Source organism: Gordonia cholesterolivorans (genome assembly GCF_039531975.1).
Taxonomy (GTDB): Bacteria; Actinomycetota; Actinomycetes; order Mycobacteriales; family Mycobacteriaceae; genus Gordonia; species Gordonia sihwensis.
This window is the reverse complement of sequence record NZ_BAAARB010000010.1, coordinates 37,894-59,562: the sequence shown is the minus strand read 5'-3', so window position 1 is coordinate 59,562 and position 21,669 is coordinate 37,894. Positions and strand designations below refer to the sequence as shown.

At 70.4% G+C, this 21,669-nt stretch carries 21 protein-coding genes and 1 riboswitch; of the genes, 19 read left to right on the top strand and 2 right to left on the bottom strand.

All coding sequences use genetic code 11. The features are described from left to right. Positions 1-10: 10 nt before the first annotated feature. Entirely contained in the window at positions 11-853 is an 843-nt protein-coding gene (gene pyrF / locus ABFX36_RS10835; protein ID WP_062367512.1) for an orotidine-5'-phosphate decarboxylase, read from the top strand. Between the two features lie 123 nt (positions 854-976). On the opposite strand, the gene ABFX36_RS10830 is transcribed toward pyrF, so the two are convergent. Beyond that, positions 977-2,044: an alpha/beta hydrolase gene (locus tag ABFX36_RS10830; protein WP_062367511.1), complete on the bottom strand. Its 1,068-nt coding sequence runs from the start codon at positions 2,042-2,044 to the stop codon at positions 977-979. Positions 2,045-2,369: 325 nt separating this feature from the next. Here ABFX36_RS10830 and mihF point away from each other — a divergent pair, with 325 nt between their 5' ends. From mihF to ABFX36_RS10760, 14 genes are all read left to right on the top strand, one after another. Beyond that, positions 2,370-2,684 (top strand): integration host factor, actinobacterial type, encoded by a 315-nt coding sequence (mihF, locus tag ABFX36_RS10825; RefSeq protein ID WP_006894812.1) that lies wholly within the window; start codon positions 2,370-2,372, stop codon positions 2,682-2,684. A 2-nt stretch (positions 2,685-2,686) separates the two neighbouring features. After that, positions 2,687-3,307: a guanylate kinase gene (gene gmk, locus ABFX36_RS10820; protein WP_082084000.1), complete on the top strand. Its 621-nt coding sequence runs from the start codon at positions 2,687-2,689 to the stop codon at positions 3,305-3,307. Then, positions 3,308-3,607, top strand: coding sequence for a DNA-directed RNA polymerase subunit omega (rpoZ, locus tag ABFX36_RS10815; protein WP_006894814.1), 300 nt, complete (start codon positions 3,308-3,310; stop codon positions 3,605-3,607). A 9-nt stretch (positions 3,608-3,616) separates the two neighbouring features. Continuing rightward, complete coding sequence (gene coaBC / locus ABFX36_RS10810; protein ID WP_006894815.1) at positions 3,617-4,924, top strand: bifunctional phosphopantothenoylcysteine decarboxylase/phosphopantothenate--cysteine ligase CoaBC; 1,308 nt, start codon at positions 3,617-3,619, stop codon at positions 4,922-4,924. Then, a complete protein-coding gene (gene metK / locus ABFX36_RS10805) occupies positions 4,921-6,135 on the top strand; it encodes a methionine adenosyltransferase (RefSeq protein WP_006894816.1) in 1,215 nt (404 codons plus the stop codon). Before coaBC ends, metK begins: the two co-directional genes overlap by 4 nt. A gap of 71 nt (positions 6,136-6,206) precedes the next feature. Further along, positions 6,207-8,237: a primosomal protein N' gene (locus ABFX36_RS10800; protein ID WP_222110814.1), complete on the top strand. Its 2,031-nt coding sequence runs from the start codon at positions 6,207-6,209 to the stop codon at positions 8,235-8,237. Between the two features lies 1 nt (position 8,238). Continuing rightward, positions 8,239-9,180 (top strand): methionyl-tRNA formyltransferase, encoded by a 942-nt coding sequence (gene fmt / locus ABFX36_RS10795; RefSeq protein WP_346076278.1) that lies wholly within the window; start codon positions 8,239-8,241, stop codon positions 9,178-9,180. Beyond that, positions 9,177-10,589: an RsmB/NOP family class I SAM-dependent RNA methyltransferase gene (locus tag ABFX36_RS10790; protein WP_222110813.1), complete on the top strand. Its 1,413-nt coding sequence runs from the start codon at positions 9,177-9,179 to the stop codon at positions 10,587-10,589. Before fmt ends, ABFX36_RS10790 begins: the two co-directional genes overlap by 4 nt. A 46-nt stretch (positions 10,590-10,635) precedes the next feature. Then, entirely contained in the window at positions 10,636-11,340 is a 705-nt protein-coding gene (gene rpe, locus ABFX36_RS10785; RefSeq protein ID WP_006894820.1) for a ribulose-phosphate 3-epimerase, read from the top strand. Between the two features lie 34 nt (positions 11,341-11,374). Further along, positions 11,375-12,361 carry a bifunctional diaminohydroxyphosphoribosylaminopyrimidine deaminase/5-amino-6-(5-phosphoribosylamino)uracil reductase RibD gene (gene ribD / locus ABFX36_RS10780; RefSeq protein WP_062367533.1) on the top strand — a complete coding sequence of 329 codons (987 nt, stop codon included), beginning with the start codon at positions 11,375-11,377 and terminating at the stop codon, positions 12,359-12,361. Positions 12,362-12,480: 119 nt separating this feature from the next. Beyond that, positions 12,481-12,630: riboswitch (FMN riboswitch) on the top strand. 56 nt (positions 12,631-12,686) lie between these two features. Continuing rightward, entirely contained in the window at positions 12,687-13,334 is a 648-nt protein-coding gene (locus tag ABFX36_RS10775; protein WP_006894822.1) for a riboflavin synthase, read from the top strand. Continuing rightward, entirely contained in the window at positions 13,327-14,664 is a 1,338-nt protein-coding gene (locus tag ABFX36_RS10770) for a bifunctional 3,4-dihydroxy-2-butanone-4-phosphate synthase/GTP cyclohydrolase II (RefSeq protein ID WP_006894823.1), read from the top strand. Before ABFX36_RS10775 ends, ABFX36_RS10770 begins: the two co-directional genes overlap by 8 nt. Beyond that, positions 14,661-15,131, top strand: coding sequence for a 6,7-dimethyl-8-ribityllumazine synthase (ribH, locus tag ABFX36_RS10765; RefSeq protein ID WP_006894824.1), 471 nt, complete (start codon positions 14,661-14,663; stop codon positions 15,129-15,131). The genes ABFX36_RS10770 and ribH overlap by 4 nt, the downstream gene beginning before the upstream one ends. Next, complete coding sequence (locus ABFX36_RS10760) at positions 15,128-15,598, top strand: PH domain-containing protein (RefSeq protein ID WP_006894825.1); 471 nt, start codon at positions 15,128-15,130, stop codon at positions 15,596-15,598. Before ribH ends, ABFX36_RS10760 begins: the two co-directional genes overlap by 4 nt. A 42-nt stretch (positions 15,599-15,640) precedes the next feature. On the opposite strand, the gene ABFX36_RS10755 is transcribed toward ABFX36_RS10760, so the two are convergent. Next, complete coding sequence (locus ABFX36_RS10755; RefSeq protein ID WP_062367508.1) at positions 15,641-16,483, bottom strand: hypothetical protein; 843 nt, start codon at positions 16,481-16,483, stop codon at positions 15,641-15,643. A gap of 108 nt (positions 16,484-16,591) precedes the next feature. Between ABFX36_RS10755 and uvrC the strand changes: the two genes are divergently transcribed. From uvrC to whiA, 4 genes are all read left to right on the top strand, one after another. Continuing rightward, complete coding sequence (uvrC, locus tag ABFX36_RS10750; protein WP_045540110.1) at positions 16,592-18,592, top strand: excinuclease ABC subunit UvrC; 2,001 nt, start codon at positions 16,592-16,594, stop codon at positions 18,590-18,592. Beyond that, on the top strand, positions 18,589-19,485 hold the full coding sequence (gene rapZ / locus ABFX36_RS10745) for an RNase adapter RapZ (protein WP_045540113.1): 897 nt from the start codon (positions 18,589-18,591) through the stop codon (positions 19,483-19,485). Before uvrC ends, rapZ begins: the two co-directional genes overlap by 4 nt. After that, positions 19,482-20,510, top strand: coding sequence for a gluconeogenesis factor YvcK family protein (locus ABFX36_RS10740; RefSeq protein WP_006894834.1), 1,029 nt, complete (start codon positions 19,482-19,484; stop codon positions 20,508-20,510). Before rapZ ends, ABFX36_RS10740 begins: the two co-directional genes overlap by 4 nt. Positions 20,511-20,620: 110 nt before the next feature. After that, a complete protein-coding gene (gene whiA / locus ABFX36_RS10735) occupies positions 20,621-21,604 on the top strand; it encodes a DNA-binding protein WhiA (protein ID WP_039866771.1) in 984 nt (327 codons plus the stop codon). The last annotated feature ends 65 nt before the right edge of the window (positions 21,605-21,669 follow it).

Sequence of the window (21,669 nt, the reverse complement as noted above, 5' to 3'; positions counted from 1 at the left end):
AGGCCGGAAAGTGATAGAAGCGACGGCACGATCGTCCGGTTTCGCGGCGCGATACCGGGCGGTCGTCGCCGAGCGCGGACGGCTGTGCGCGGGAATCGACCCGCACGGGGCGCTGCTCGAGCAGTGGGGTCTGCCGGTGACCGTCGACGGGCTGCGCGCCTTCGCCGACGCCTGCGTCGAGGGCCTCGGTCCCACCGCCGCCGTCATCAAACCGCAGGTCGCCTTCTTCGAGGTCTTCGGCGCCGCGGGCTTCGCGGTCCTGGAGGATGTGATCGCCGGCTGCCGAGAGGCGGGGGCGGTGGTCCTCGCCGACGCCAAGCGCGGCGACATCGGCTCCACCATGGCGGCGTACACCGCGGCATGGCTCGACGACGCGTCGCCCCTGTGCTCCGATGCGGTGACCCTCTCACCGTACCTGGGTTTCGGATCGCTCGAACCGGCTGTTCACAAGGCGCGGACCACCGCGCGCGGCGTCTTCGCCCTCGCCCGCACCTCCAATCCCGAGGGCGGCTCGGTGCAGACGGCCGACGCCGGCGGTCGGACCGTCGGACAGTCGATCGTCGACGCCGCCGCGGAGGTGAACGCCGATGGCTCCGGAACGGTCGGCGTGGTGGTCGGCGCGACACGCGAACACGGATTGGATCTGAGCCGCCTGGCCGGTCCCGTGCTGTCGCCGGGATTGGGCGCCCAGGGCGCCACCGCGGCCGATCTGGCCCGGATCTTCGACGGTTCGGATCCGTCGTGGCTGCTGCCGGCGGCCAGCCGCAGCATCCTGCGCGCGGGACCCGATCCGGCGGCCCTCGCGGCCGCGGCGTCCGCGACCAGAGACGAGGTCGAGGCGGCGCTGCGGTAGCCGCTCACCACTGACGCGACACTCGACGACGGAACCCCCGTCCCGGACGGGGGTTCCGTCGTCGAACGTCGCGGCTGTGCGGGGTCTGCGGGTTTCGCGGATGGCGCGGAGCCACGGGGCCGTTCAGTAGCGGCCGATCTCCTCGCGGAAAGCGGCGATCGCGGGCCAGGTCTCCTGTTCGGCGACGGCCCCGGTCAGCAGTCCGAGGTGGCTGGTCTCGACGGTGTGGAACTCGGCGTGGACGGAGTCGGTGAACAGGCTCAGTCCGTGCTCGGCCGCCGCGTGGCTGACGATCGCGTCACGGTGCGAGCCGGCCATGAAGACCGGCGCCGTGATGGACGTGAGATCGACGGTGACCGATCCGAAGTGCAGTTCGCCGCGTGCGATCTCATCGCGCAGGATGAGATTCACCAGCATCTGCTCGCTGACCTTTCCCGGGTAGCCGGGCAGCGAGTTCTGGAAGCGGTCGATCACCTGCATGCCGACCAGCGCGTCGGTGTCTCGGAGGTTCGCCAGAATGTACTGCGGCTTGCGCAGTTCGCGATCCCACGAGCTCGCTCGGTAGGCGAGTTGTACGGCGATCGACGGGATGCCGCCCAGCGCGCGGAGCAGATAGGTGACCGGCTTGCCCTGCGTGGGGCCGAGCAACCTCCGGAGCAGGGGATAGGGCTCGATCTTCTGGTAGTTGAGCGGTGTGCCGACGGTGATGACCGAGCGGATCGGCAGGTCGCGCTGTGCGGCCGCGGTCATCAGCGACAGGGTGCCGCCGAGGCTCCAGCCCATGAGGTCGACCGCGTCCGGCCCGGCCCGGAAATCGTCGATCACCTCGCCGATCGCGCGGGGGATGAAGGTGCCGAAGTAGTCCTCGAAACCGAGCCGGCGGTCGGCGTAGCCCACGTCGCCGAAGTCGATGACGTACGGAACGGTACCGGTGCCGAGCAGGAACTCGACCACCGAGTTGCCCGGCTGGGCGCCGGGTGCCAGGTCGTAGCAATGGGCGGGCACCGCCAGCGGCGGGACCAGCAGCACCGGGACCTGACCGGACTCCCGAGCCGCCCGGAGTTGGTCCGCTGAACCGAAGCGGATCAGCTTGGCGTGCGGACGTTCCGAGAGCACCACCGACTCGCTGGCGCTGGACGGGGCGAGGTCGTCGGTCAGGACACGAGCAAGGGTTCGAAGGTCACTGAGCATGGAGGGCACGGTACCTTGTGCCGCATCCGCCGTCGCACGCCGTGTTGTTCCCGGACGATCGATGTGGTTCCGAGGTGATCGGCGCTCTCCTGCGACACCGAGTGCGGGCGCGCCCGGTGCGCTTCACCGGAAACGGCGGCGGAGCGGGTACCGTTTGTGCTGGTCCGATTGCATGGGACTCCGATTGCATGGGACAAGGCGTCGAGCGTTAGGCTGGATCCGATTCGCTCGTAGGGGCCGCACGGCCCCGAAGCGGAAAAACACGAGATGTTCGTATAGCGTCGCGTGGACAAACCGAACTGTAGACACGAAAGACGGAGGAACCGTGGCTCTTCCCCAGTTGACCGATGAGCAGCGCGCTGCAGCGCTCGAGAAGGCGGCTGCCGCTCGCCGGGTGCGCGCGGAGCTCAAGAACCGCCTGAAGAGCGGCGGCACCAACCTGCAGCAGGTGCTGGCCGACGCAGAGAACGACGAGATCCTCGGCAAGATGAAGGTCTCGGCCCTTCTCGAGGCCCTGCCGAAGGTGGGCAAGGTGAAGGCGCAGGAGATCATGACCGAGCTGGAGATCGCTCCGACTCGCCGTGTCCGCGGTCTCGGTGACCGCCAGCGCAAGGCGCTTCTCGAGAAGTTCAGCTCCTGAGCGTGACCCGGGAGCACACCCGACGGAGGGGCCGACTGGTTGTACTGGTCGGCCCCTCGGCTGTCGGAAAGTCGACCGTCGTCGCACGGCTGCGCGAGCTCGTTCCCGATCTGTGGTTCAGCGTGTCGGCGACGACCCGCGATCCGCGGCCGGGTGAGGTGGACGGTCACGACTACCACTTCGTGAGCCGAGAGAAGTTCGACTCGATGATCGAGAACGGCGAACTCCTCGAATGGGCCGACATCCACGGAGGACTGCAACGTTCGGGAACACCCGCGGCTCCGGTGCGCGAGGCCCTCGAATCCGGCTCGCCCGTGCTGCTGGAGGTCGACCTGGTGGGATGCCGCAACGTGGTGACGGCGATGCCGGAGGCGACGACGGTGTTCCTGGCGCCGCCGAGCTGGGAGACTCTGGTGGAGCGGCTGACCGGCCGCGGCACTGAATCCCAGGAGGTGATCGACCGTCGACTGGAGACGGCGCGGTCGGAGATGGCCGCCCGCGAGGAGTTCCAACACGTCGTGGTGAACGACGATGTCGACGCGGCCGCCGAACAATTGGTAAACTTGCTGGTTGGGCCGCCGTTAGAGGAGCAGGCCCAAGCAGAGACTTCGCAGGAGAATTGAGTGAGCACTCAGACCGAGACCGAATCAACCGTGGTTGTGGACGAGCCCGTCTACGACGCCCCGCTGGGTATCACCAATCCGCCGATCGACGAACTGCTCGAGCGCACCTCGTCGAAGTACGCCCTGGTGATCTACGCGGCCAAGCGCGCCCGGCAGATCAACGACTACTACAACCAGCTCGCCGAGGGCATCCTCGAGTACGTCGGCCCCCTCGTGGAGCCGGGCGTCCAGGAGAAGCCGCTCTCGATCGCGATGCGTGAGATCCACTCGGACCTGCTCGAGCACACCGAGGGCGAGTAGGCCCCACAGGTGTCCAAAGCGCACATCCTGATCGGTGTGGGCGGCGGTATCGCCGCATACAAGGTGTGTTCGGTCATCCGGCACTACACCGAGGCGGGGCACGACGTCCGAGTGATGCCGACCAGGGCCGCCCTCAACTTCGTCGGGGCCGCCACCTTCGAGGCGCTGTCGGGCAACCCGGTCAGCACCGAGGTCTTCGACGACGTCGACGAGGTGGCGCATGTGGCGCTGGGACGCCGCGCCGACCTGGTGATCGTCGCGCCGGCGACGGCGGACCTGATGGCCCGCGCGGTCGCGGGTCGCGCCGACGACCTGCTGACCGCATCGCTGCTCACGGTGAGCTGTCCGGTGCTGTTCGTTCCGGCGATGCACACCGAGATGTGGGAGCATCCGGCTACCGTCGCCAATGTCGCGACCCTCCGGAGTCGCGGCGTGACGGTCATGACTCCGGCCGTGGGGCGTCTCACCGGCACCGACAGCGGTGCCGGGCGCATGCCCGAGCCCGCCGAGATCGCGGCGCTGGGGGATCTCCTGCTGACCCGCGCCGACGCTCTGCCCTACGACCTGTCGGGTGTGCGCATGGTGATCAGCGCCGGCGGCACCCGCGAGGCTCTCGACCCGGTGCGATACCTGGGCAACCACAGTTCCGGCAAACAGGGGTACGCCCTGGCCCGGGCGGCCTCGCAGCGCGGAGCCCGGGTGACGCTGGTCTCCGGCGCCACCTCGGATCCGGGTGAGCCGGCATCGGTCGAGATCGTTCACGTGGACTCCGCACGCGAGATGCAGTCGGAGATGACCACGCGGGCCGCGGATGCCGACGTGGTGATCATGGCGGCCGCCGTCGCCGACTTCCGGCCCACGGCGGTGGCCGGCGCCAAGATCAAGAAGGGCGACGACGGACCCTCTCCCATCCACTTGGACACCAACCCCGATATTCTCGCCGGCCTGGTCGCCGACCGTGCGCAGGGCCGGATTCCCCGGAGTACCGTGATCGTCGGATTCGCCGCAGAGACCGGTGACGCCGACGGCGGAGTCCTCGACCACGGCCGCGCCAAGCTCCGCAGAAAGGGCTGCGACCTGCTGGTCGTCAACGCCGTCGGCGGCGGCAAGGCGTTCGGCACCGAGGACAACACCGGCTGGCTGCTGACCGCGGACGGCCGCGAGACCGGACTGCCATTCGGCTCAAAAACTTTGATGGCGAGCAGAATCCTTGACGAAGTGGCCGCTCTCGTGCCAGATGGACAGGTGCCCTCGCGCGCCGGCACCGGCGAACGAGACGGCAACGAACTGACACACAACCCCGAGAGGAACCGATGAGCGCCTCAGCGTCCCGTCTATTCACGAGCGAATCCGTCACCGAGGGTCATCCGGACAAGATCTGTGACGCGATCAGCGACTCGATCCTGGACGCGATGCTCGCGAAGGATCCGAAGGCCAAGGTGGCCGTGGAGACCCTGGTCACCACCGGTCAGGTGCATGTCGCGGGCGAGGTCAGCACCACCGCCTACGTCGACATCCCGACCATCGTGCGCGAGAAGATCCTCGAGATCGGCTACGACTCGTCCACCAAGGGCTTCGACGGCACGTCGTGCGGCGTCAACATCGCGATCGGCGCGCAGTCGCCGGAGATCGCCCAGGGCCTGACCCACTCGCACGAGAAGCGCACCGGCACCCACGACGACGACATCGACCAGCAGGGTGCAGGCGACCAGGGCCTGATGTTCGGTTACGCCACCGACGAGACGCCCGAGCTGATGCCGCTGCCGATCGCGCTGGCCCACCGGCTCTCGCGCCGGCTGACCCAGGTCCGCAAGGACGGCGTCCTGCCGTACCTGCGTCCCGACGGCAAGACTCAGGTCACCATCGAGTACGCGGGCGACACCCCGGTCCGTCTCGACACCGTGGTGGTCTCCACGCAGCACGCCGCCGACATCGACATCGAGGGCATGCTCGCCCCCGACATCCGCAAGCACGTCCTCGAGCCGGTCTTCGCCGAACTCGACCTCCCGGTGAAGCTCGACACCTCCGACCCGCGTCTGCTGGTGAACCCCACCGGCAGCTTCGTGCTCGGCGGACCGATGGGCGACGCCGGTCTCACCGGCCGCAAGATCATCGTCGACACCTACGGCGGCATGGCGCGTCACGGCGGCGGTGCGTTCTCGGGCAAGGACCCGTCGAAGGTCGACCGCAGCGCCGCCTACGCGATGCGCTGGGTGGCGAAGAACGCCGTTGCGGCGGGCCTGGCCAGCCGCATCGAGGTCCAGGTGGCCTACGCCATCGGCAAGGCCGCGCCCGTCGGTCTGTTCGTCGAGACCTTCGACACCGAGAAGGTGGACCCCGGCACCATTCAGAAGGCGATCTCGCAGGTCTTCGACCTTCGTCCCGGGGCCATCATCCGCGATCTGGACCTGCTGCGGCCGATCTACGCACCGACCGCCGCGTACGGACACTTCGGCCGGACCGATGTGGATCTGCCGTGGGAGCGCACCGACCGCGTCGCCGCACTCCGCGAGGCCGCAGGCCTGTAAGAGTGCGCGAGGCTGCAGGTCGGGGAGCGGTCCGCCGCGGCGCGGTCTCAGGCGATCGCTAATCTCGACGTGTGACAGCCGAGACCGAGCGCGTGGCCGCGAAGCCTCCGCGCAATCAGCGGGTCGCCGCACCGCAGCGACCGGTGGCCCGTGTGCTGCCGATGCTCGGGCTGGCTCACCTGGACCGGCCCTTCGATTACCTCGTGGACGCCAAGACGGACGCGGACGCCCAGCCGGGCGTCCGCGTCCGTGTGCGTTTCGCCGGCCGGTTGGTGGACGGCTACCTCTTGGAACGGCTCGACCGCAGCGAACACGAGGGCGCGCTGTCGTGGCTCGATCGCGTCGTCTCGCCCGAACCCGTCCTCACCCCCGAACTGGCCGCGCTGTGCCGTGCGGTCGCCGACCGGTACGCGGGCACGATGGCCGACGTCCTGCGGCTGGCGATCCCGCCGCGGCACGCACGGGTGGAGAAGGAGGCGGCCAGTCACGACGTGGCGCGGCCGATCGCCGAGCCGGCCGCAGCCGGCTGGGACGTCTACGACTCGGGGCGGTCGTTCATCGAACAGGCGGTCGCCGGAGGGCATCCGCACGCCTGCTGGCAGGCGCTGCCCGGCGAGGACGTGGCCGCCCGGCTGGCCGAACTCGCGGCGTCGGTCGCGGCATCCGGGCGCGGGGTGGTGATCGTGGTGCCCGACCAGCGGGATCTCGATCGTCTCGAAGCGGCGTGCGAACCGCTGCTCGGCGACGCCTGCGTGACTCTCGCCGCGGGCCTCGGTCCCACCGCGAGGTACCGGCGCTGGCTGTCGGCGCTGCGCGGACGGGCACGGGTGGTGATCGGCACGCGCAGCGCCGTCTTCGCACCCGTCGTCGATCTCGGCCTGGTGGTGGTCTTCGACGACGGGGACGACAGTCTCGACGAGCCGCGGTCGCCCTATCCGCACCCGCGCGAGGTGGCCGTTCTCCGCGCCCACGGCAGCGGGGCGGCGCTGCTGATCGGCGGACACTCCCGCACCACCGACGCGCAGGCATTGGTGGAGTCGGGCTGGGCGTTCGACGTCGTCGCCCCGCGGGCCGCGGTCCGGGAGGCGATGCCGCGCGTCGACGGACTCTCCGACGAGGATCGCCGCGTGGCGGGCGATCCGATGGCGCGGACCGCGCGGATACCGGCGATCGCCTTCGACGCGGCCCGGCGAGCCCTCGCCGCCGACCAGGCGGTGCTGTTCAGCGTGCCTCGGCGCGGTTACCTGCCGTCGGTGGCGTGCGCCCGGTGCCGCGCGCACGCCCGGTGCCGAGCCTGCAACGGTCCGCTGCAGATGAGCGAACGCGGCGACCTCGCCTGCCGGTGGTGCGGACGACCGGAGAACCGCTTCGTCTGTCCGGTGTGCGCGGGCACCGCGGTGCGCGCGTTGATGATCGGGGATCGGCGCACCGCCGAAGAACTCGGACGCGCCTTCCGCGGCGTCCCGATCGTCACCTCCTCCGGCGACAAGATCGTGGACGAGGTGCCGGCCGGGCCGCGGGTGGTGATCGCCACGCCGGGCGCGGCGCCGCGCGCGCCGGGCGGCTACGGGGCCGCGGTGCTGCTGGACACCTGGGCGCAGCTGGACCGGGAGGATCTGCGTGCCGCCGAGGAGGCGGTCCGCGCCTGGATGGCGGTGGCGACGCTGGTGCGGCCCCGCGCCGAGGGCGGCCGCGTGGTGGTGGTTGCCGACGCGGCCGCGTCGCCGGTACAGGCGCTCATCCGGTGGGATCCGGTGGGCTTCGCCACCGCCGAACTGCGGCAACGGTTGGAGTTGAAGTTCCCGCCCGCGGTGACGATGGCGTCGGTGGACGGACCGCCCGCGGCCGTGTCGGCGTTCCTCGACCTGCTCACCATGCCGCCGGAGGCCGAGACGCTGGGGCCGGTGCCGCTGCCCGCGGGGGTGCGCCGTCCCGCCGGCCTGGACGAGTCGGGGCCGGTGGATCGCATGCTGTTGCGCACACCGCGCAGCGCCGGGCGGTCACTGGCCGAGGCACTGCGTAACGCCCAGGCGCTCCGGAACGCCCGGCATGACGACACCGCGGGCATCAGGGTCCAAGTCGATCCCTCTACGATTGGTTGACATGAGGCTGGTGTTCGCCGGCACGCCCGAGGTGGCGGTGCCGACCCTGCAGGAACTGCTCGATTCGCCCGACCACGAGGTGGTCGGCGTCATCACCAGACCGGACACCACGGCCGGCCGCGGACGCCGGATGATCCGGTCGGAGGTCGGGACGCTCGCCGACAGCCACGGGATCGACGTCCTGACGCCCCGCCGGATGTCCGATCCGGAGGTGGCCCAGGCGCTGGTCCGGTGGAACGCCGACCTCGGCGTCGTCGTCGCATACGGCGGACTTATCCCGCAGAGCGTGCTGGACATGCTGCCTCGCGGCTGGGTGAACCTGCACTTCTCGGTACTGCCCGCGTGGCGGGGAGCCGCTCCGGTGCAGGCGGCCATCGCCGCGGGCGACGAGTTCACCGGGGCGAGCGTCTTCGCTCTCGAAGCCGGACTCGACACCGGACCCGTCTACGGCACGCTCACCGAGCGGATCCGCGACACCGACACCGCGGGCGATCTCCTCGAGCGGCTCTCGGTGTCGGGCTCGGGCCTGCTCCGCGCCGTCGTGGACGGGATCGCGGCGGGCGAACTGGCTCCGGTGCCCCAGGACGCCGAAGGCGTCTCGCACGCCGGGAAGATCACGACCGACGATGCGCGCGTGCGCTGGGACCTGCCGTCGCACATCATCGGGCGCACGGTGCGCGCCCACACCCCGGCACCGGGCGCGTGGACGATGCTCGGCGACGCACGTATCAAACTCGGCCCGGTGATCCCGGTCGACGGCGACGCCGATGTCCCGGGAGCTCTGGAGTGCGGAGCGCTCGCGGTCACCAAGAAGGCGGTCTTCGTCGGCACGGCGTCCGGTGCGGTGCGGCTGACGACGGTGCAGGCGCCGGGTAAGAAATCGATGAACGCCGCCGACTGGGCACGTGGCAGCCGGCTCGACGGAACGGAGCACTTCGCATGAGCCCTGCGGAGCATCGGAGCGGCGATCGGCGCCCGGAGCGCAAGTACCGCGAGAAGGATCTCGACCCGGCACGCATCGTGGCGCGCGATGTGCTGCGGGCGGTGCGCGAACGCGACGCGTACGCGAATCTACTGCTGCCCAGACTGCTTCGCGAGCGGAGGATCACCGGCCGGGACGCCGCGCTGGCCACGGAGCTGACCTACGGTTCGGCTCGGTCTCTCGGCCTGCTCGACGCCGTGATCGCCGCCGCGGCGGGCCGCCCCGTCGACGAGATCGACGGAAGCCTGCTCGACGTACTGCGGCTGGGGACCTATCAGCTGTTGCGGACGCGGATCGGGTCGCACGCGGCGGTGTCGACCTCCGTCGACATCGCGCGCAGCGAGAACGGGATGGGACCGTCCGGATTCGTCAACGCGGTCCTGCGCAAGGTGAGTCAGCGCGACGAGCAGCTCTGGATCGACGAACTCGCGCCGTCGATGATGGACGATCGCATCGGCAACCTGTCGTTCACGTATGCGCATCCGCGGTGGATCGGCGAGGTCTTCCACCGGGCGCTCGGCGGGTCGACGGGTGAGCTGCAGGCGGCGCTCGCCGCCGACGACGAGCGGCCGATCGTGCATCTCGTCGCACGGCCGGGACAGATCACCGCCGAGGAACTCGCGTTGATCAGCGGCGGCGACGAGGGACGCTATTCGCCGTACTGCGTGTACCTGCCCGAGGGCGGTGATCCGGGCGAGCTCGACGCGGTGCGGGAGGGCTTCGCCGGAGTCCAGGACGAGGGGAGCCAGCTGGTCGCGGTCGCGCTGGCACGTGCCGACGTCGGCGACGACGGCGGCCGGTGGCTCGACCTCTGCGCCGGTCCGGGCGGCAAGGCCGCGCTGCTGGGGTCGCTCGCCGAGGTGTCGGGCGCTCATCTGGACGCCGTCGAGATCTCTGCGCATCGTGCCGAGCTGATCGAGAAGGTGGTCGACTCGCTGCCGGTGACCGTTCACGTCGCCGACGGCCGGTCATCGGGACTGGAGCCGGGCTTCGACCGGATTCTGGTGGACGCCCCCTGTTCGGGACTGGGGTCGCTGCGACGGCGCCCGGAGGCCCGCTGGCGTCGGCGGCCCGAAGACCTCCCGGAGCTGGTGACCCTGCAGAGGGAGCTGCTCGCCGAAGCCCTGCATCTGGTGAAGCCGGGCGGTGTGGTCGTGTACTCGACGTGCTCGCCGCATCCGGCCGAGACCGTCGAGGTGGTCGACACGGTGCTCACGGAGGTGGCCGGGGTGAGCCGCCTCGACGCTCGCCCGCTGGTCGCGGGCGATGTCTTCGATCCGGAGTCGCTGGGAGACGGGCCGTACGTTCAGCTCTGGCCGCACCGCCACGACACCGACGCCATGTTCCTGGCCGCACTGCGGAAGGACTGACGCGCTGCCGCGAGAGCGCCGGCCGCGTTCTCGTAGAATCAGCGCCATGTGCAACCCCGGCCGCCCGGCACCGATGATCGCCCCGTCCATCCTGTCCGCCGACTTCGCCAATCTCGCCGCGGAGATCGCGGCGGTCGGCCCGTCCGACGTCGATCCCGGCGTCGACTGGGTTCACGTCGACGTGATGGACAACCATTTCGTGCCGAATCTGACGCTCGGCCTGCCGGTGGTCGAGAGCCTGCTCAAGGCCACCGACATTCCGCTCGACTGCCACCTGATGATTGAGGACCCGGGCCGCTGGGCGCCGCCGTACGCGGAGGCCGGCGCCTACAACGTGACCTTCCACGCCGAGGCCGCCGACGATCCGTCGGCCGTGGCCCGCGACATCCGCGCGGCCGGAGGCAAGGCCGGCCTGGCCATCAAGCCCGGCACGCCGCTGGAGCCGTACCTGGAGATCCTGCGGGACTTCGACACGCTGTTGGTGATGAGCGTGGAGCCGGGCTTCGGTGGGCAGAAGTTCATGCCCGAGGTGCTCGACAAAGTCCGCACCATCCGGAGCCGGGTCGACAGCGGCGACCTGCGCCTGCTGATCGAGATCGACGGCGGGATCAGCGATTCCACCATCGAGCAGGCCGCCGAGGCCGGGGTGGACTGCTTCGTCGCGGGGTCGGCCGTGTACGGCGGCGACGATCCCGCCGCCCGCGTGGCGCAGTTGCGCCGCAAAGCCACCCTCGTCCGCGACGGTCGGTAGCGCGGTGGTCGATGCGGCCACCGTCGCCGCCGCGATGCGGCGTGCGATCGCCGAGTCTGCGGACTCGCAGGGACTCAGCTCACCGAATCCGCCCGTCGGCGCGGTGATCCTCGACGAGCTCGGCGAGGTGGCGGGAGTGGGCCGGACCCAGCCGCCGGGCGGACCGCACGCCGAAGTGATGGCCCTGCGCGAGGCGGGGGACCGGGCGCGGGGCGGCACGGCCGTCGTGACCCTCGAACCCTGCGATCACACCGGTCGCACCGGCCCGTGCTCGCAGGCGCTGCTCGCCGCCGGCGTCTCGGCGGTGCACTTCGCCGTCGGCGATCCCAATCCGGCGGCGGCGGGCGGCGCCGCCACGCTCCGGGCCGCGGGCGTCGACGTCCATGAGTCGGTGCTCGAGCACGAGGCTCGCCGAGGTCCGCTGCGGCAGTGGCTCTTCCAGCGTGAGCGGGGGCGTCCGTTCGTCACGGCGAAGATCGCGGCGACTCTCGACGGCCGCGTCGCGGCACCCGACGGCACCAGCCAGTGGATCACCGGCGCCGCCGCACGCGAGCATGCGCATGCGCAGCGCGCGCGGATCGACGCCATCGTGGTCGGGACCGGAACGGTGATCGCCGACGACCCGGCGCTCACCGCCCGGCGGCCGGACGGGACGCTGTACAGCCACCAGCCCACCCGCGTCGTCCTCGGGCTGCGCGACGTGCCCCCGACGGCACGGGTGCGCAGTGGACCGTCCCCGCTGCTGCACGTCGCGAGCCGTGACCCGCGCGAGGTGGTGGCCGCGCTGCCGGACGCACTGCACGTCCTGGTGGAGGGGGGCCCGGCGATCATCGGAGCGTTCCTCGCAGCAGGTCTCGTCGACGAACTGCACTGCTACCTGGCACCCACTGTGCTGGGAGCGGGCCGCGCAGCGGTGGACGACGGCACGGTCGGAACACTCGCGGATGCGCACCGCTTCATCCGGACCGGCACGCGTGGACTCGGCGACGACCTGCTGGTCACCCTCGAGCGCCGCGACTGAGCACAGGCCGGCGTTTCGCGCACTGCGCGCTTAACGGTGCGAGGCCCTCTGACGTGCCCGGACCCGGTGTACGGGAGAGCGGGTACGCGGCTGGGCCCGGCTGCGTGCTAATTTCAATATTGAGTTCTCGGGGCGGGGTGAAATTCCCCACCGGCGGTGATGCCCTCCAAGGGATGAGCCCGCGAGCGCCCTCGCGACAGCGAGGGGACGAGCAGACTCCGGTGCGATTCCGGGGCCGACGGTCAGAGTCCGGATACGAGAGAATGGCAGTGCGGCGCCGTGCCGCGATCTGTCTCTCCCGAGCACACCTGGCAAAGGAGAGACGGTGTTCACGGGAATCGTGGAGGAACGCGGCGAAATCACCGCTCGCGACGACCTCACTGAGGCCGCGCGTTTTCGTATTCGTGGGCCGCTGGTCACCAGCGATGCCTCATTCGGAGATTCGATCGCCGTCAACGGCGTCTGTCTCACAGTCACCGAGCTGACCGACGACGAGTTCACCGTCGACGTGATGGCCGAGACGCTGCGGCGCAGTTCACTCGACCGCCTGGGTCCGGGCGCGAGCGTCAACCTCGAACGCGCGATGGCCGCGGGCGGCCGTTTCGGCGGGCACATCGTTCAGGGACACGTCGACGGGGTCGGCGTCATCGTCTCGGTGTCGCCGAGCGAGAACTGGACCGTGGTACGGATCGGCATTCCCGAGCAGCTCGCACGCTACATCGTCGAGAAGGGGTCGATCACCGTCGACGGCATCTCGTTGACGGTCTCGTCCGTCGGTGTCGACCGGGAATACGGGGACTGGTTCGAGGTGTCGTTGATTCCGACGACTCTGAGTGAGACGAACCTCTCCGGCGCCCGAGCCGGGGTGCGCGTGAACTTGGAAGTCGATGTCATCGCGAAGTACGTCGAGCGTCTCACCGGCGCCGGCCGGCTCGCGACCAGTGGTGTGGAAGGCAGTGAGCCGAATGAGTGAGATCGGGACCGGCGGGGTGCGCGAGAGCGCCGAGGGCAGCGGGTCGACAGTCGGCGGTGAGACGGGACGCGTGGTCCTCGACAGCGTGGAGCGCGCCATCGCCGACATCGCCGCGGGCAAGGCCGTCGTGGTCGTGGACGACGAGGACCGCGAGAACGAGGGCGACCTCATCTTCGCCGCCGAGAAGGCGACTCCGGAGCTGGTGGCGTTCATGGTGCGTTATACGTCGGGCTACCTGTGCGTGCCCCTCGCGGGCGACGACTGCGACCGGCTCGGGCTGCCGCCGATGTACTCGGTGAACCAGGACAAGCACGGCACCGCGTACACCGTCACCGTCGACGCCCGCGAAGGCATCGGGACCGGCATCAGCGCGGCCGACCGGGCGACCACCATGCGCAAGCTGGCCGACCCGACGTCGGACGCCCACGACTTCACCCGTCCCGGGCACGTGGTGCCGTTGCGCGCCAAAGAGGGCGGCGTGCTCCGCCGCCCGGGCCACACCGAGGCGGCCGTCGATCTGGCCACCGCCGCGGGTCTGGCGCCCGCGGGCGTGATCTGCGAGATCGTCAGCCAGAAGGATCCGGGACACATGGCCCGCACCGACGAGCTCCGGGTCTTCGCCGATGAGCACGAACTGGCCCTGATCTCGATCGCCGACCTGATCTCGTGGCGCAGGCATCACGAGAAGCACGTCGAGAAGGTCGCCGACGCGCGCATTCCCACCGAGTACGGGACCTTCCGCGCCGTCGGGTACCAGAGCCCCTACGACGACGCCGAGCACATCGCGCTGGTGATGGGCGACATCGCCGAGAACGGCGAGGACGTCCTGGTGCGCGTGCACTCCGAGTGCCTCACCGGCGACGTCTTCGGCTCACTGCGGTGCGACTGCGGGCCGCAGCTGCAGGCGGCCATGGAGATGGTGGGCCGCGAGGGCCGCGGCGTGGTGCTGTACATGCGCGGGCACGAGGGCCGCGGCATCGGTCTGATGCACAAGCTGCAGGCGTACCAGCTGCAGGACAGCGGTGCCGACACCGTCGATGCGAATCTGGAACTCGGTCTGCCCGCCGACGCCCGCGACTACGGTCTCGGCGCGCAGATTCTGGTAGACCTGGGCGTGCGATCGATGCGCCTGCTGACCAACAACCCGGCCAAGCGCGTCGGCCTCGACGGGTACGGGCTGGAGATCGTGGACCGCGTGCCGATGCCGGTGCGCGCGAACGCCGAGAACCTGCGCTACCTGCGTACCAAGCGCGACCGCATGGGCCATGTGCTCGACGGTCTGGACGACATCCTGCCCGAGGCGGCAGAGGGAACTGGAGAAGGTGCATGAGCGGCGTCGGTGAACCCACCCTCGATCTCGCGGACGCGAGCGGACTGAAGGTCGCGATCGTCGCCTCGCAGTGGCATGAGACGATCTGCACCGCGCTGCTGGAAGGCGCACTGCGCGCCGCGGCGGCCAACGGCGTCACCGAGCCGACGGTGGTGCAGGTCGCCGGTGCCATCGAGCTGCCGGTGATCGTTCAGGCGCTCGCGCGCACCCACGACGCGGTCGTCGCGCTCGGCGTCGTCATCAAGGGCGAGACCCCGCACTTCGAGTACGTCTGCGACGCGGTCACCGCGGGCCTCACGCGTGTCTCGCTCGACGAGTCGACACCGGTGGGCAACGGTGTCCTGACCACTTTGAACGAGGCGCAGGCCCTCAATCGCGCGGGCCTGCCGGATTCGGCCGAGGACAAGGGCGCGCAGGCGATGACCGCGGCCCTGGCCTCCGCGCTCATCCTCCGGGGACTGGAATGACCGACGCCGCGACCGACGACACGTGGGAGTACGTCTACCGGCCGCGGTGGATGCGGATCGCCGCGTGGGTGGCGGTCGCGGTGGTGATGATCATCCACCTGACCTTCGGGCTGCTCCTGGACATCTCATACACGGGCGTCAACGTCGGATGGTCGGACAAGGTGGCGTTGATCGGCGTCGGCGTCGTGATCAGCGGCGCGATCCTCTTCCTGACCCGCGCGCGACTGCGGCTCGGGCCCGAGGGCGTCGGAGTTCTCAACCTCGTCTCCGAGCGGGTATTCCCGTGGGATCAGGTGCTCGGCCTGGAGTACCCGGAGAAGGGGTTCTGTGCGCGGTTGCTGTTCCCCGGCGACGAGCACATCCCGGTGATGGCCGTGCAGGCGCGCGACGGCGACCTCGCGGTGGACGCGATGGAGCGCTATCGCGAGTTCCAGACTCGATACGGGGTGGCACAGAACGCCGAGTGAGCCGGAAGCCGGAGCGCGCGGCCGTCCGACATCGTCGTCGCCTCATGCGGCGACCGCGATCTGCGCGGGCAGACCGATCTCGGCGGCTCGCGCCCGTATCGATTCCACGACCGTGTCCGGCGTGGTCCGGGACACCGTGAGATAGACCGCCGCCGCGGGTTCGGGCCGCTGCGAGGTGGCCCGGCAGTGCACGGGGGAGGTGCCGGCCGGCAGCAGTGCGAGCAGGTCCCGGTACCGCCCGAGATCGGCCGGCGTGTCTCCGGCGTCCCACTGCAACACGCAGTCCGAACCGGTCACCGAGAGTTCGCGAATGCCCCCGGAATCGTCGGCGATGAACCGGTCGAGGCTCTCCGCCAGCGGGTACGCGTCCCGCGACGACTCGGCGGCGATCGCCGTGCGCCAGGCGCGCACCGCAGTGACCCCGGGGTTCGACGCGGTGAACTGCCGGGTCCGCCGGACCCAGTCCAGATACCTCGCCGGATCGCCGAGGCGCGGGTTGTCGGAACCGGGTACCAGGTAGATCTCGGCCGCGACGGGTCCGCCGGAGGAGTCGCGTGCCGAGAACTCGACGCGGATGCGGTGCTCGTCGATGACGGCGCCGCCGCGGTGGGCGGCGAGCTCACGCGCCGCGCGCGCGACGTCCTCGTCCGGCAGTCCGGCGCGCAGTGAGACGACGGTGTCCACCGAACCGCGGCTCAGGACCGCATTGTTGGGGTGCACGCGAAACGAGGTCACGTCGGACCGGCCGCGCAGATAGGCGGTGTAGTCCTCGGCGAAGGAGTCGGCGGAGTCGGTGGCGCAGGCCCCGAGAGCCACCGCGCTCATCAGCGCGCCGGCGAGCGCGAACGCCGCCGGCCGCCGGTGTCTGCGGTGCCGACCGGTCATGCGACAAGGCTAGGCGCGGCGGGCGTCTCGCCGCAGCGGTACCACCGCGCGGTGTCGTGACCGCGTCCGGGCCGAACCCGTGTCACCGGCGGCGACTAACCTGGGGGCGTGGCTGATCCATCGACTTACCGACCGGCGCCGGGCACCATCCCGACCGATCCCGGCGTCTACAAGTTCCGCGATCAGCACGGCCGGGTCATCTATGTCGGCAAGGCCAAGAATCTGCGGCAACGGCTCACGTCGTACTTCGCCGACATCACCGGCCTGCATCCGCGCACCCGGCAGATGGTCACCACCGCCGCCTCAGTGGAGTGGACCGTCGTCACCACCGAGGTGGAGGCGCTGCAGCTCGAATACAACTGGATCAAGGAGTTCGACCCGCGGTTCAACGTCCGCTACCGCGACGACAAGAGCTACCCGATGCTCGCGGTCACCCTCAACGAGGAGTATCCGCGCGTCTTCGTCTACCGCGGGGCGCGCCGGCCCGGCGTCCGGTACTTCGGCCCGTACTCGCACGCCTGGGCCATTCGCGAGACGGTCGATCTGCTGACCCGCGTCTTCGGCGTCCGGACGTGCTCCAAAGGAGTATTCCGCCGCAGCGAGCAGATGGGTCGGCCGTGCCTGCTCGGCTACATCGACAAGTGCTCGGCACCCTGCGTCGGCCGTGTGTCGGCCGCCGAGCACCGGGAGATCGTCGAGGACTTCTGCGACTTCCTCGGCGGGCGCACGGACAGTCTGATCCGAAACCTCGAACGCGAGATGAACAGCGCGGCGGAGGAACTCGACTTCGAGCGGGCGGCCCGGCTGCGCGACGACGTCTCCGCGCTGCGGCGCGCGATGGAGAAGCAGGCCGTGGTGCTGGGGTCGGGGACAGATGCCGACGTGATCGCTCTGGTCGGCGACGAACTCGAGTCGTCCGTGCAGGTCTTCCACGTCCGGGACGGACGGGTGCGCGGTCAGCGCGGATGGGTGGTCGAGGTCCAGGAGAACGCCTCGCTCGCCGATCAGGTCGGCACCTTCCTGACCCAGTTCTACGGCGCCGAGACGGACATGAGTTCGGGCATCCCGCGCGAGGTGCTGGTTCCCGCACTGCCCGACGACGCCGCGGATGTCGAGAAGTGGCTCGCCGAGCGACGCGGGGCGCACGTGAGTCTGCGCGTTCCGCAGCGCGGCGACAAGCGCACGCTGATGACGACGGTGGAACGCAACGCCACCGAGGCCCTCGCGCGGCACAAGCTGCAGCGTGCGGGGGATCTGACCACTCGGTCGGCGGCGCTGACCGAGCTGCAGGAGGCACTGGGGCTCGACACGGCGCCGCTGCGGATCGAGTGCATCGACATCTCGCACGTCCAGGGCACGGACGTCGTGGCCTCGCTCGTCGTCTTCGAGGACGGTCTGGCACGGAAGTCGGACTACCGGCATTACTCGATCAAGGAGGCGGCCGGCGACGGGCGCTCCGACGACGTCGCGTCGATCGCCGAGGTCACCCGGCGCCGCTTCGCCCGACACCGCGACGGGGCCATCACCCCGCCGCCGGAAGAGTCCGCCTCGGATCAGGCGGGCGCATCGGGGCAGACGGCGGCCGACGACGAGGCCACTTCGCGCCGACCGAGGAAATTCGCATATCCGCCGAATCTGTTCGTCGTCGACGGCGGCGCGCCCCAGGCGCACGCCGCCGCCTCGGTCCTCGACGAGCTCGGCGTCACCGACGTGGCCGTCGTGGGTCTGGCCAAACGACTGGAAGAGGTGTGGATTCCGGGTGATGATGAGCCGGTGATCCTGCCCCGCAACAGCGAAGCCCTGTTCCTGTTGCAGCGCGTGCGCGACGAGGCGCACCGGTTCGCCATCACCTTCCACCGCAGCAAGCGCAGCAAACGGATGACCGCCTCGGCGCTCGACGGGATCGCCGGCCTGGGTGCGGGGCGGCGGACGGCGCTGGTGACTCATTTCGGTTCCGTGGCCAATCTGAAGAAGGCGACCGTGGCGGAGATCGGCGAAGTGAAGGGCATCGGCCCGGCCACCGCGCAGGCCGTCCACGACGCGCTCCACGACTCCGACCGCGAAAGCCCCGAGACGACCGTCCCCGACATGGAGGAATCGCAGAGTTGACTGAAACGGATAGCCGTACGACGGTGCTGTTCGTCACCGGCATGTCCGGTGCCGGCCGCACGTCGGTGGCCAACGTCCTCGAGGACGACGGCTGGTATGTCAGCGACAACGTGCCGATCTCGTTGATCTCGCAGCTCGTGCAGATGGTGCGGAGCAGCGAGGTGGGTGCGCAGCGGATCGCGATGGTGGTCCGGGGCGGCGATCCCTCCTTCGCGGCCGAGATGGCGGCGCTGCGCCGCGATCTGGAGGACGGCGGCGCCACCACGTCGATGATCTTCGTCGACGCCTCCGACGAGGTGCTGGTCCGCCGGTTCGAGCAGGTCCGCAGGCGGCACCCGTTGCAGGGCAACGGCACTCTGGGAGAGGGGATCGCCGCCGAACGTGCGGTCATGGCACCGCTCGCGGCCGGAGCCGACACCGTGATCGACACCTCCAACCTGAGTTCCACCCGACTGCGGTCGATCGTGGAGAACGTCTTCCCCAACGTCGCGGGCCGCCGGCTCGCCATCGCGGTGCAGTCGTTCGGGTTCAAGTACGGACTGCCGATCGACTGCGATCTCGTCGCTGACGTGCGGTTCCTGCCGAACCCGTTCTGGATCCCGGAACTGCGCGAGCACAACGGCCGCGAACCGCAGGTCCGCGACTATGTGCTGGGACAGGAGGACGCCGCGGAGTTCCTCGACCGGTACGTCGACATCGTGGGCATCGTCGGCCGCGGCTACCTGCGCGAGGGCAAGGGATACATGACCCTCGGCATCGGCTGCACGGGCGGGAAGCACCGCAGCGTCGCGATGTCCGAGGATCTGGCGCGACGACTGTCGGAGGTGGTCGACGCCGACGGCCACCGGCTCTACGACGTCGAAGTGACCCACCGAGACCTGGGCAACGAATGAGCGCCGGCGAAGGCGCACCCGAGATCGCCGTACCCGACCTGATCGAGGGGCTCAAGGTGGTGGCGCTCGGCGGCGGCCACGGTCTGTTCAACACGCTCACCGCGCTGCGCTACCTCACCGCCGACGTCACGGCCGTCGTGACGGTCGCCGACGACGGAGGATCGTCGGGCCGCCTGCGCGCCGAACTCGGCCTGATTCCGCCGGGCGATCTGCGCATGGCGCTGGCGGCGCTGATGGCGGCCCCGGCCGCGCTCGAGGCGCGACGGCGCGTGGACCCGGCCTCCGCGGACCGGCACCAGCGCTGGGCGCGCGTGCTGCAGCACCGCTTCGGCGGCTACGGCGCGCTCGCCGGCCACCCGATCGGCAACCTGCTCCTCAGCGGGCTCAACGAGGTGACCGGCGACGTGGTGAAAGCGTTGGACGACCTCACCGACCTCTTCGACGTCGACGGCCGGGTGCTGCCGATGGCCGACGTCCCCCTGGTGATCGAGGCCGACGTGTCCGGACTGGAGAAGGACCCCCGGGTGAGTCGCGTGATCCGCGGCCAGGTGGCGGTCGCGACCACACCGGGAAAGCCGCGGCGGGTGCGGCTGATCCCCGACGCTCCGGCCGGTTGTGCGCAGGCCGCGGCGGCGATCCGGGAGGCGGACGTGGTGACCCTCGGTCCGGGATCGTGGTTCTCCAGCGTGATTCCGCATGTGCTGGTGCCCGATCAGCTCGATGCGCTGAGCGAGACGTCGGCGCGCAAGATCCTGTTCGTCAATCTCGCAGCCGAGGCGGGGGAGACCACCGGATACTCGGTGGAGCGGCACCTGCATGTGCTGCACGCGCACGCTCCCACCCTTCGGGTGGACGACGTCGTCGTCGATTCCGCGTCGGTGCCGGAGGGCGCCGAACGCGAGTATCTCGAACGCGCGGCGGGCCGGTTCGGGGCCCGTCTGCGGGTGGCGGATCTCGCGGTTCCGGGAACCGCGGTGCACGATCCGGCGAAAACCGCCGCGACGGTGGTCGGGCTGATCGACTGAAATGATCGCCGGTAAGGTTGGACCAGCACATCTGGCATGCTTCCGGACTCGAGACGCTCGGCGCGGCTGTCGGGCAACGGGGGATATCAGAGGACAGGAGGCTTTGAACCGTGGCTATGACTGGGGCGGTCAAGGACGAGCTGAGCCGGTTGTCGGTGACGCAGATCAGCTGCCGCAAGGCAGAGGTGTCGGCGCTGCTGCGATTCGCCGGGGGGATTCACATCGTGGGCGGCCGCGTCGTGGTGGAGGCCGAGGTGGACCTCGGCAACGTGGCGCGGCGGCTGCGGCACGAGATCCACGGTCTGTTCGGCTACAACGCCGACGTCCACGTGCTCCGCTCGGGCGGAATGCGGAAGGGCGCGCGCTACATCGTGCGCGTCACGAAGGACGGCGAGGCCCTGGCGCGCCAGACCGGACTGCTCGACATGCGCGGTCGGCCGGTGCGCGGCCTGCCCGCGCAGGTGGTCGGCGGGAGTGTCGGCGACGCCGAAGCCGCCTGGCGCGGAGCGTTTCTGGCGCACGGCTCGTTGACCGAGCCGGGCCGGTCGTCGTCCCTGGAGGTCAGTTGCCCCGGCCCGGAGGCCGCTCTGGCGCTCGTCGGCGCGGCGCGGCGGCTCGGCATCTCGGCCAAGGCCCGCGAGGTCCGCGGCAGCGATCGGGTCGTCATCCGTGACGGCGAGGCGATCGGCGCGCTGCTCACCCGGATGGGCGCGCACGACACCCGCCTGGTGTGGGAGGAACGCCGGATGCGGCGCGAGGTGCGCGCCACCGCGAACCGTCTGGCCAACTTCGACGACGCGAACCTGCGCCGCTCGGCGCGGGCCGCCGTGGCCGCGGCCGCCCGCGTGGAACGTGCGCTCGAGATCCTGGGCGACGACGTGCCCGACCATCTGCTGGCCGCCGGCCGGCTCCGCGTGGAACACCGGCAGGCCTCGCTGGAGGAACTCGGCCAACTGGCGGATCCGCCGATGACCAAGGACGCGGTGGCCGGCCGCATCCGTCGCCTGCTGTCGATGGCCGACAAGCGGGCCCGGACCGACGGCATCCCGGACACCGAGTCGGCGGTCACCGCCGAACTCCTCGACGAGGCGTAGGGGCGCCCGCCCGGCGTGGTGACGAACACCCCATCGCTCACAAGTGACCTTCCGGTGACCTCGCG

What these genes read in the sequence shown, in the direction of transcription:
- ABFX36_RS10830 (WP_062367511.1), bottom strand. Translation starts at nt 2,044, where the DNA reads ATGCTCAGTGACCTTCGAACCCTTGCTCGTGTCCTGACCGACGACCTC.
- metK (WP_006894816.1), top strand. Translation starts at nt 4,921, where the DNA reads ATGAGCGCCTCAGCGTCCCGTCTATTCACGAGCGAATCCGTCACCGAG.
- ABFX36_RS10790 (WP_222110813.1), top strand. Translation starts at nt 9,177, where the DNA reads ATGAGCCCTGCGGAGCATCGGAGCGGCGATCGGCGCCCGGAGCGCAAG.
- ribH (WP_006894824.1), top strand. Translation starts at nt 14,661, where the DNA reads ATGAGCGGCGTCGGTGAACCCACCCTCGATCTCGCGGACGCGAGCGGA.
- fmt (WP_346076278.1), top strand. Translation starts at nt 8,239, where the DNA reads ATGAGGCTGGTGTTCGCCGGCACGCCCGAGGTGGCGGTGCCGACCCTG.
- ABFX36_RS10760 (WP_006894825.1), top strand. Translation starts at nt 15,128, where the DNA reads ATGACCGACGCCGCGACCGACGACACGTGGGAGTACGTCTACCGGCCG.
- ABFX36_RS10770 (WP_006894823.1), top strand. Translation starts at nt 13,327, where the DNA reads ATGAGTGAGATCGGGACCGGCGGGGTGCGCGAGAGCGCCGAGGGCAGC.
- rpe (WP_006894820.1), top strand. Translation starts at nt 10,636, where the DNA reads ATGTGCAACCCCGGCCGCCCGGCACCGATGATCGCCCCGTCCATCCTG.
- ABFX36_RS10740 (WP_006894834.1), top strand. Translation starts at nt 19,482, where the DNA reads ATGAGCGCCGGCGAAGGCGCACCCGAGATCGCCGTACCCGACCTGATC.
- ribD (WP_062367533.1), top strand. Translation starts at nt 11,375, where the DNA reads ATGCGGCGTGCGATCGCCGAGTCTGCGGACTCGCAGGGACTCAGCTCA.
- ABFX36_RS10755 (WP_062367508.1), bottom strand. Translation starts at nt 16,483, where the DNA reads ATGACCGGTCGGCACCGCAGACACCGGCGGCCGGCGGCGTTCGCGCTC.